General features: G+C 70.2%; 10 protein-coding genes. 7 read left to right on the top strand and 3 right to left on the bottom strand.

The window, feature by feature from the left end:
* The first annotated feature begins 146 nt into the window (after nucleotides 1-146).
* The 5 genes from M878_RS55920 to M878_RS55900 all read left to right on the top strand — a co-directional run bounded on the left by M878_RS55920 (nucleotide 147) and on the right by M878_RS55900 (nucleotide 4,443).
* Nucleotides 147-1,166, top strand: coding sequence for a substrate-binding domain-containing protein (locus tag M878_RS55920; RefSeq protein WP_031224249.1), 1,020 nt, complete (start codon nucleotides 147-149; stop codon nucleotides 1,164-1,166).
* A complete protein-coding gene (locus tag M878_RS55915) occupies nucleotides 1,166-2,242 on the top strand; it encodes an ABC transporter permease (RefSeq protein ID WP_023545234.1) in 1,077 nt (358 codons plus the stop codon). The genes M878_RS55920 and M878_RS55915 overlap by 1 nt, the downstream gene beginning before the upstream one ends.
* A gap of 4 nt (nucleotides 2,243-2,246) precedes the next feature.
* Nucleotides 2,247-3,158 carry an ATP-binding cassette domain-containing protein gene (locus M878_RS55910; RefSeq protein WP_023545233.1) on the top strand — a complete coding sequence of 304 codons (912 nt, stop codon included), beginning with the start codon at nucleotides 2,247-2,249 and terminating at the stop codon, nucleotides 3,156-3,158.
* 2 nt (nucleotides 3,159-3,160) lie between these two features.
* Entirely contained in the window at nucleotides 3,161-4,069 is a 909-nt protein-coding gene (locus tag M878_RS55905; RefSeq protein WP_023545232.1) for a sugar phosphate isomerase/epimerase family protein, read from the top strand.
* 179 nt (nucleotides 4,070-4,248) lie between these two features.
* Complete coding sequence (locus tag M878_RS55900) at nucleotides 4,249-4,443, top strand: hypothetical protein (RefSeq protein WP_023545231.1); 195 nt, start codon at nucleotides 4,249-4,251, stop codon at nucleotides 4,441-4,443.
* Nucleotides 4,444-4,517: 74 nt separating this feature from the next.
* On the opposite strand, the gene M878_RS55895 is transcribed toward M878_RS55900, so the two are convergent.
* The 3 genes from M878_RS55895 to M878_RS55885 form a co-directional block, all read right to left on the bottom strand.
* Nucleotides 4,518-5,522: a Gfo/Idh/MocA family protein gene (locus M878_RS55895; RefSeq protein ID WP_023545230.1), complete on the bottom strand. Its 1,005-nt coding sequence runs from the start codon at nucleotides 5,520-5,522 to the stop codon at nucleotides 4,518-4,520.
* A 64-nt stretch (nucleotides 5,523-5,586) separates the two neighbouring features.
* Nucleotides 5,587-6,375, bottom strand: coding sequence for an SDR family oxidoreductase (locus M878_RS55890; protein WP_023545229.1), 789 nt, complete (start codon nucleotides 6,373-6,375; stop codon nucleotides 5,587-5,589).
* 14 nt (nucleotides 6,376-6,389) lie between these two features.
* Nucleotides 6,390-7,556, bottom strand: a complete 1,167-nt coding sequence (locus tag M878_RS55885; RefSeq protein WP_023545228.1) for a phytanoyl-CoA dioxygenase family protein — start codon at nucleotides 7,554-7,556, stop codon at nucleotides 6,390-6,392.
* A gap of 201 nt (nucleotides 7,557-7,757) precedes the next feature.
* On the opposite strand from M878_RS55885, the gene M878_RS55880 reads away from it, so the two are divergent.
* Nucleotides 7,758-8,789, top strand: coding sequence for a LacI family DNA-binding transcriptional regulator (locus M878_RS55880; protein WP_023545227.1), 1,032 nt, complete (start codon nucleotides 7,758-7,760; stop codon nucleotides 8,787-8,789).
* 9 nt (nucleotides 8,790-8,798) lie between these two features.
* Nucleotides 8,799-9,401 (top strand): poly-gamma-glutamate hydrolase family protein, encoded by a 603-nt coding sequence (locus M878_RS47125; RefSeq protein WP_023545226.1) that lies wholly within the window; start codon nucleotides 8,799-8,801, stop codon nucleotides 9,399-9,401.
* The last annotated feature ends 49 nt before the right edge of the window (nucleotides 9,402-9,450 follow it).

Genomic DNA, 9,450 nt, shown 5'->3' with positions numbered 1-9,450 from the left:
GTCAATGGTTTGTACTTACATTCGGACCTGCTTGTGAAATGATGTCTTAACAAAGTATTGACAGCGGGCTCGCCAAGGACTTGTATCCCGTCCCAACGCAACAGCGTCCCTTCCCCCCGTCGCACGCACAGTGAGGTGCTGGAAAGATGGACCGCTCTTCTCCCTCCCGCTCCCGGAGACTGGCCCCGATAGTGGCCGTCGCCGCCGCGGCCGCCCTGACACTGGCGGGGTGCGCCAGCGCCCACGGCGGCAAGAAGGCCGAGGAGGCGGCACAGAACGCCTCGGCGGGCAAGGCCAACACCCCGCGCATGACCGTCGCGCTGGTCACCCACCAGGCACCCGGTGACACCTTCTGGGACACCGTCCGCAAGGGTGCCGAGGCCGCCGCGGCCAAGGACAACATCAAGCTTGTCTACTCCGCCGACCCGAACGCCGGCAACCAGGCGAACCTGGTGCAGAACGCGGTCGACCAGAAGGTCGACGGGATCGCGGTCACCCTGGCCAAGCCGGACGCGATGAAGGGCGTCATCGGCAAGGCGGAGCAGTCCGGCATCCCCGTGGTGGGCCTGAACTCGGGACTGAGCGACTGGAAGAAGCTCGGAATGCTGGAGTTCTTCGGGCAGGACGAGAGCGTGGCGGGCGAGGCCTTCGGCGACAAGCTGAACACCACCGGCGCCAAGAAGATCGTCTGTGTCATCCAGGAGCAGGGCAATGTGGGCCTCACCCAGCGCTGCGACGGTGTGCAGAAGACGTTCAAGGGCACGACTGAGACGCTGTATGTGAACGGCACGGACATGCCGTCCGTGCGGTCGACGATCACGGCGAAGCTGAAGCAGGACTCGTCCATCGACACGGTCGTCACCCTCGGCGCGCCGTTCGCGCTGACCGCCGTGCAGTCGGTGGGCGACGCGGGCAGCAAGGCGAAGGTGGCCACCTTCGACCTGAACAAAGACCTGGTGAAGGCAGTCCAGAACGGCTCGATCGAGTTCGCCGTCGACCAGCAGCCCTATCTGCAGGGCTACCTGGCGGTCGACGCCTTGTGGCTCTACAAGTACAACGGCAACTACAGCGGTGGCGGGGTACAGCCGGTGCTGACCGGTCCGGCCTTCGTCGACAAGTCCAACGTCGACAAGGTGGCCGAGTTCGCCGCGAAGGGGACCCGGTGATGAGCATGGCGCAGCAGGCTGAGCCGGCCCTCGGCAGGCCGCCGGCGTCCGGCCCGAAGGAGAGCGACGGCCGTACCGCGCGGCGCCCGCTGGCGCTACGGCTGCTGGCCCGCCCCGAGGTGGGTGTCTTCCTCGGCGCGGCCGCCGTACTGGTCTTCTTCCTGATCGCCGCGCCCGCGGTGCGTCAGGGCAGTTCGATGGCGACGATCCTGTACCAGTCGTCGACGATCGGGATCATGGCGCTGCCGGTAGCCCTGTTGATGATCGGCGGCGAGTTCGACCTGTCGTCCGGTGTCGCGGTGATCTCCTCGGCGCTGACCGCGAGCATGCTCAGCTACCAGCTGACCCTGAACGTGTGGACCGGCGTGATCGTCGCCCTGGTCGTCTCGCTCGCCATCGGGTTCTTCAACGGCTGGCTGGTGGTGAAGACCGGGCTGCCCAGCTTCCTGATCACGCTGGGCACGTTCCTGATCCTGCAGGGTGTGAACCTGGCCGTGACCAAGCTGGTCACCGGCAATGTCGCCACCGACGACATCAGCGACATGGACGGCTTCGCCCAGGCGAAGAAGATCTTCGCGTCGTCGTTCGACGTGGGCGGGGTGCAGGTGAAGATCACGGTCGTGTGGTGGCTGGTCTTCGCCGCGCTGGCGACCTGGGTGCTGCTGCGCACGAAGTACGGGAACTGGATCTTCGCGGTCGGCGGGAACAAGGAGTCGGCGCGGGCAGTGGGTGTGCCCGTGACGTTCACCAAGATCTCGCTGTTCATGCTGGTCGGTCTCGGTGCCTGGTTCGTCGGCATGCACAACCTGTTCTCCTTCAACACCGTGCAGTCCGGCGAGGGAGTGAGCAACGAGCTGATCTACATCGCGGCGGCGGTGATCGGCGGCTGTCTGCTCACCGGCGGCTCCGGCTCGGCGATCGGTTCCGTCTTCGGCGCGTTCATGTTCGGCATGGTCAACCAGGGCATCGTCTACGCCGGCTGGAACCCTGACTGGTTCAAGGCCTTCCTCGGCGTGATGCTCCTCGGCGCCGTCCTGATCAACCAGTGGGTCCAGCGCACCGCGACCCGGAGGTAACGCCATGACTGACAACGGAACCGGAACCCACGGCGCCGTCCTCCAGGACGCCGCACCCCAGCAGGACGGCCCGCTGGTCGAACTGCGCGGCGCGGGCAAGTCCTACGGCAACATCCGCGCCCTGCACGGCGTCGACCTGACCGTCCGTCCCGGCCAGGTCACCTGCGTCCTCGGCGACAACGGCGCCGGCAAATCCACCCTCATCAAAATCATCTCCGGCCTGCACCAGCACACCGAGGGCGAATTCCTCGTCGACGAGGAGCCGGTACGCTTCACCACCCCGCGCGAGGCCCTGGACCGCGGCATCGCCACCGTCTACCAGGACCTGGCGACGGTGCCGTTGATGCCGGTGTGGCGCAACTTCTTCCTCGGCTCGGAAATGACCAAGGGGCCCTGGCCCGTCCGCCGCCTGGACATCGCCCGCATGAAGGCCACCGCCGATCAGGAACTGCGCAACATGGGCATCGTCCTGGACGACCTCGAACAGCCCATCGGCACCCTCTCCGGCGGCCAGCGCCAATGCGTCGCCATCGCCCGCGCCGTCTACTTCGGCGCCCGCGTCCTCATCCTGGACGAGCCCACCGCCGCCCTCGGCGTGAAGCAGTCCGGCGTCGTCCTCAAATACATCGCCGCCGCCCGCGACCGCGGCCTGGGCGTCATCTTCATCACCCACAACCCCCACCACGCCTACATGGTCGGCGACCACTTCAGCGTCCTGCGCCTGGGCACCCTCGAACTGTCCGCGTCCCGCGCCGAGGTCAGCCTGGAGGAGCTGACCAACCACATGGCCGGCGGTGCCGAACTCGCCGCCCTCAAACACGAACTGGCCCAGGTACGCGGCGTCGACACCGACGAACTCCCCGAAGAGAGCGACCTCACCCCACCCGTCGCACCCTCCCCGGAAGGAACCCCCTGACCATGGCCACCCCCACCCCGCTGGACCGTATCCGGGTCGGCTCGGCCCCCGACTCCTGGGGCGTCTGGTTCCCCGACGACCCGCGGCAGGTGCCCTGGGAACGCTTCCTCGACGAGGTCTCCGAAGCGGGCTACGAGTGGATCGAACTCGGCCCCTACGGCTACCTCCCCACCGACCCCGCGCGCCTCAGGGACGAGGTGGCCCGGCGGAACCTGAAGGTCTCGGCGGGCACCGTCTTCACCGGCATGCACCGCGGCCCGTCCGTGTGGGAGGAGACCTGGGCCCATGTCAGCCAGGTCGCCGCGCTCACCGAGGCGATGGGGGCACGGCATCTGGTGGTCATCCCCTCCTTCTGGCGGGACGACAAAACCGCCGAGATCCTGGAGCCGCCGGAGCTGACCGCCGAGCAGTGGGCGCACCTGACCAAGGGCATGGAGCGGCTCGGTCACGAGGTCAAGGAGACATACGGCCTGGACATCGTCGTACACCCGCACGCCGACACGCACATCGACACCGAGGAGCACGTCGAACGCTTCCTGGACTCGACCGACACGGATCTGGTCAACCTCTGCCTGGACACCGGGCACTACGCCTACTGCGGCGGGGACAGCGTCAAGCTCATCGAGACCTACGGCGAGCGCATCGGCTATCTCCATCTCAAGCAGGTGGACCCGGAGATCCTCGCCGAGGTGCAGGCCGAGGGAACTCCGTTCGGGCCCGCCGTGGCCCGCGGTGTGATGTGCGAACCGCCCTCAGGGGTACCGGTGTTGGGGCCGGTGATGGAAGCGGCGCAGCGGCTCGGCGTGGACCTGTTCGCGATCGTGGAGCAGGACATGTACCCGTGCGAGCCGGACAAGCCCCTGCCGATCGCGGTCCGCACCCGACGGTTCCTGCGCTCCTGCGGGGCTTGAGGATTCCGCGCGCCGCATGGGCCGGTTCCTGCGTCTGCGGGGACCGGCCCTCGGCATGCCCGGCCGGCCGGTTCCTGCGGTACGGCAATGGATTCGGGCGGGGGACGGCCGGGAACCAACCGGGTCATGTGGGCGTTGAGCAGGACGACGGGGGACGCCCGCGCAGACGGGAGGACGAGATGACACAGCGCACGGAATCCGGGAAGACGCCCCAGGAGGCCACCGACGCGGCGGTCCCGCGCCGCACCCGCTTCGGCTCGCTGCCCGAGCGGATACGCCCCGAGGACACGGTCGAGACCAAGCCGGTGACGGTGCCGGACCCGGCGCGGGACGCCTACAACCCGGACGAGTGGCTGGTGCGTTACTGCCTCTGAGCCGCACCGAGTGGGACGGCGCCGTAACCGATGAGGCTCACGGCGCCGTCCAGCCCGTCGACGGAGGCGCGGGGTCAGGCCTGGCGGACCTCCGCCAGCGTCACCGGTCGGTGCTCATGCAGGGACAGGGTGCAGGCCTCGGCGATCCAGCCTGCCTCCAGGGCGTCCTCGATCGTGCAGGGGGAGGGGCGGGCGCCGGCCACGACCTCGGTGAACGCGGTGAGTTCGGCACGGTAGGCGTCGGTGAAGCGGTCCATGAAGAAGTCGTGCGGGGTGCCGGCCGGGAAGGTCACCCCGGGTTCGACCGAGCGCAGCGGCAGCTTGTCGTCCAGGCCGACCGCGATCGAGTCCGTGAAGCCGTGCAACTCCATGCGGACGTCGTAACCACGTGCGTTGTGGCGGGAGTTGGAGACCACCGCGATGGTGCCGTCGTCCAGGGTGAGGATCGCGCCGGTGGTGTCGGCGTCGCCCGCCTCCTTGATGTAGTCGGCGCCCCGGTTGCCGCCGACCGCGTACACCTCGGTGACCTCACGGCCGGTCACCCAGCGGATGATGTCGAAGTCGTGCACGGAGCAGTCGCGGAAGATGCCACCGGACGCCGCGACATACGCGGCCGGCGGCGGCGCCGGGTCCAGGGTCGTGGAGCGGACCGTGTGCAGCTTGCCCAGCTCGCCCGCCCGGACGGCGGCGCGCGCGGCGGTGAATCCCGCGTCGAACCGGCGGTTGTAGCCGATCTGGATCGGCACGTCGCTGCCCCGGACGGCCTTGAGCACCTCGACGCCCTCGCTCATCGTCTTCGCGACGGGCTTCTCGCAGAAGACCGGGACGCCGGCCTCGACGCCGGCCAGGATCAGGGCGGGGTGGGCGTCGGTCGCGGCCGCCACCACGATGCCGTCCACACCGGCGGCCAGCAGCGCCTCCGGCGAGTCCACGACCTCGGCCCCGAACCGATCGGCGGCGGCCTTGGCCGCGTCCGCGAACGGGTCGGTGACAACGAGTGACTCGACGGCGTCGAGGCCGGAGAGGGTCTCGGCATGGAAGGCGCCGATGCGGCCGAGGCCGAGGATTCCGATGCGCATGGGGATGAGGCTCCTTGCATTTCTTACGGGGACGAGCGGAGAGGAAGGTTCAGGAGAGGGAGGTTCAGTCGAGGCCGCCGAGCACGTTCTGGTCCCAGTCGATCACCGACCCGGTCACCACACCGGAGCGATCGGACAGCAGGAACACCACGAAGTCGGCGATCTCGTCCGGTTGGCCCAGCTTTCCCATCGGCAGCCGCGCCGCGGCCTGCTCCCGCCAGTCGTCGCCGGCGCCGTGGAAGGCGCGCTGTGTGGCGTCCTCGCCCTCCGTCGCGGTCCAGCCGATGTTCAGGCCGTTGATCCGGATCCGGTCCCAGCGGTGCGCGTGCGCCGCGTTGCGGGTCAAACCTGCGAGGCCCGCTTTGGCGGCGACGTACGGCGCCAGGAACGGCTGACCGCCGTGCGCCGAGGAGGTGATGATGTTGACGATCGTGCCAGGCGCCTTGCGCGCCACCATGTCGGCGACCGCCGCCTGCATCGCGAAGAACGGCCCCTTGAGGTTGATCGCGATGTGCGCGTCGAACAGGTCCGGCGTCGTGTCCAGCAGTGTGCCCCGCGAGGTCAGCCCCGCCGAGTTCACCAGACAGTCGATCCGGCCGTAGGCGTCCACCACCTCGGCGACCGCCGCCCTGGCCTGCTCGGCGTCCGCCAGATCGGCACGCACGAACATCGCCTTGCCCCCGGCCGCCGCCAGCTCGGCCACCAGCGCCTCACCGGGTTCGGTACGGCGGCCGGTGACCGCCACGACGGCGCCTTCCCGGGCGGCGGCCCGCGCGATCGCGGCACCGACCCCCTGGCTGCCGCCGTTGACCAGGACGATCTTGTCCCGGAGAAGTCCGTCGAGAAATCCCACTGCCCTGACCTTCCTCAGCTCGCTCGCCGTTCCGTACCTGCCCGCAGCTCGGCACGGAGCCGCTGCGGGGACCACTCCTCGCGCACCGCCCGCCGCACCACGTCCGCCTGCGCGGGCGGGGCCAGACCGTCGACCGGCGGGTCGCTGTCGAGGTTGGTCGGGAAGGGGTAGCCCTCGGCGCTCGCCGCGATCACGTTCTCCAGCCACTCCTCGCCGGCACCCTCGGCCGCGCGGCGCAGCAGCACCGGGAACACCGCGTTCGCCACGGCTTCCCGGTCCACCGTCTCCATCGCGCGTCCGAAGGCGGAGGACACCTGGAGCAGATTGGCCGTGCGCCGCACGTCCGCCGTGCGGTTGGTGCCGGCGGCGTGGAAGAGCGCCGGGTTGAAGAAGGCCGCGTCGCCCTTGGCGAGCGGGAGTTGTACGTGGCGCGCCTCGAAGTACGCCTGGAACTCCGGCAGTCGCCAGGCCAGATACCCCGGCTCGTAGCGCTGCGAGTACGGCAGATACAGCGTCGGGCCCGACGCCACCGGCATGTCGCAGTGGGCGACCGCGCCCTGCAGCGTGAGCACCGGGGAGAGGCGGTGCACATGGGCGGGGTAGGCGGCCGCGGTCGCGTTGCTCAGGAAGCCGAGGTGGTAGTCCCGGTGCGCGCTCTGGCCGGCGCCGCCCGGGTTGACCACGTTGACCTGCGAGGTCACCTGGTAGCCGGGGCCCAGCCAGGCGGCCGAGACCAGGGCCAGGATGTCGTTCGCGTAGTAGTCGGCGAACGCCTCCGGGTCGTACAGGGCCGTCTTCTCCAGCGCGTTCCACACCCGGTCGTTGGCGCCCGGCTTTGCGAAGTGATCGCCCGCGGCCGCCCCCGAGGCCCGCTGCTCGGCGATCAGCGCCTCGAACACCGCGGTGACCCGGTCGACGACGGACGGGTCGGCGAAGGCGCCCCGCACCACGACGATCCCCGGGCCGTCGGCGAGCGCCCGCACGAGCTCGGCCCGCTGCGCGTCCCGGTCCTCGGCGGTACGCAGCCGCTCACCCTCGTACACCAGGACGTTCTCCGCCACGGACGCGGCGTGCGGATAGTCCGCCAGGTGTGTCGTCCGGTCGATCAGGGCGCGGAAGGTGCCGAGGTCGCAGTCCTGCTCGGACAGCGAGGCACGGCCTGGCACGGAAGCGACGGACATGGGTGTCCTCTCGGTCAGGGCCTGGCGGCCTCGGGCCTTGGATCCCGGGCTCCGGCCGATCAGGGGCCTCCGGCCGATCACGAGCGTCCGCCCGATTGCGGCTCTCGGCCACGGGAACGATGCGGCCCTGTCATTCTTGTCAGTACAAACCCCTCCAACAACCAGCAGCTGGCCATCAAAAACCCCTCAAGGAGCCGGGCCATGGGCCACCCGTTCCCGATCCGGGAGATCGCACGTCAGGCGGGTCTCAGCGAGGCCACCGTGGACCGAGTGCTGAACGCCAGGGGAGGGGTGCGCGAGAGCACCGCGCAGGAGGTGCGCCGGGCCATCGCCGACCTCGACCGTCAGCGCACACAGGTCCGGCTGGTCGGCCGTACGTTCATGGTCGACATCGTGGTGCAGGCGCCCGAGCGGTTCTCGACCGCCGTACGCGCCGCCCTGGAGGCCGAACTGCCGTCCCTGCACCCGGCGGTGGTCCGCTCCCGCTTCCACTTCCGCGAGACCGGCCCGGCCGCCGAGCAGGTCAGGACGCTGGACCGGATCGCCCGGCGCGGCTCCCAGGGCGTGATCCTCAAGGCGCCGGACGTCCCCGAGGTCACCGCGGCCGTGGGCCGGCTCACCGCGGCCGGCATCCCGGTCGTCTCCCTGGTCACCGACCTGCCCGCCAGCCGCCGGGTCGGCTACGTCGGCAGTGACAACCGTGCCGCCGGCGCCACCGCCGCCTATCTGATGGGCCAGTGGCTCGGCGACCGGCCCGGCAACGTCCTCACCAGCCTCAGCAGCGGCTTCTTCCGCAACGAGGAGGAGCGCGAGATGGGCTTCCGCAGCGTGATGCGGGCCCGGCATCCCGAGCGGACCCTGGTGGAGATCGCCGAGGGACAGGGCCTGGACGCCACCCAGTACGACCTGGTCCGCGCCGCCCTGGCACGGGATCCGGAGATCCGCGCCGTGTACTCCATCGGCGGCGGCAACGACGCCACCCTGCGCGCCTTCGCCGACCTCGGCCGCACCTGCGCGGTGTTCATCGCCCACGACCTCGACCACGACAACACCCGGCTGCTGCGCGAACACCGGCTGTCCGCCGTGCTCCACCACGATCTGCGCCAGGACATGCGGGAGGCCTGCCATCTCGTCATGCGGGCGCACGGCGCGCTGCCCCCGGCCGGCCCGCCGCTGCCGTCCGCGATCCAGGTTGTCACGCCGTACAACATGCCCGCACCGACGGACGGCTGAGGGGGAGCGATGACACGCACCGAACAGGTCGAGATCGAGGGCGTCCCGCTCCTCGCGACCCTGGTACCCGGCGACGGTATCGGGCTCCTGGCGCTGCACGGCAGCATCGAGGGCGGCACCGCCGAACTCGCCGGCCTCGTGGCCCGCCGCTGCGGCGCCACCAGCCTCGTCTTCACCCAGCCGGGCGCCCGGGAGCCCGTCCACATACCGTCCCCACGCATGGCGGCCGATCACTGTGCACTGCTCCGGGAGTTCCTGCGGCGGGTCTCCCTCACGGTCTCCCTGCACGGCCATATGCGCCCCGAGGCGCCACGCACGGTCTTCCTGGGCGGCGCCAACCGGCCCGCGGCCCGAGTCCTGGCCGAGGCGTTCGCCGCCGGGGCCCCGCAGTTCCCGACCGTCACCGACCTGGCGGCGATTCCGCCCGGCCTGCGCGGCGTACACCCCCGGAACCCCGTCAACCTGACCCGCCTCGCCGGAGTCCAGGTGGAACTACCCCTCCTGGCCCGTACGAGCGGCGGCGCTGACATCCCGCCGGATGCGGTGGCGGACGCGCTGACCGCAGGAGTGGAAGAACTCGGCAGGCCGGTGCCCCGAGGTGCAGCGCCCTGAAGGGGCGCGGGGCTATGTCTGATATGCGGCTACCGCCGCGTGGGCGCGA

Source organism: Streptomyces roseochromogenus subsp. oscitans DS 12.976, assembly GCF_000497445.1.
In the GTDB taxonomy this organism is placed as follows: Bacteria; Actinomycetota; Actinomycetes; order Streptomycetales; family Streptomycetaceae; genus Streptomyces; species Streptomyces oscitans.
Note: the sequence above shows the minus strand (reverse complement) of the source record. Positions and strands in the feature narration are given on the sequence as shown.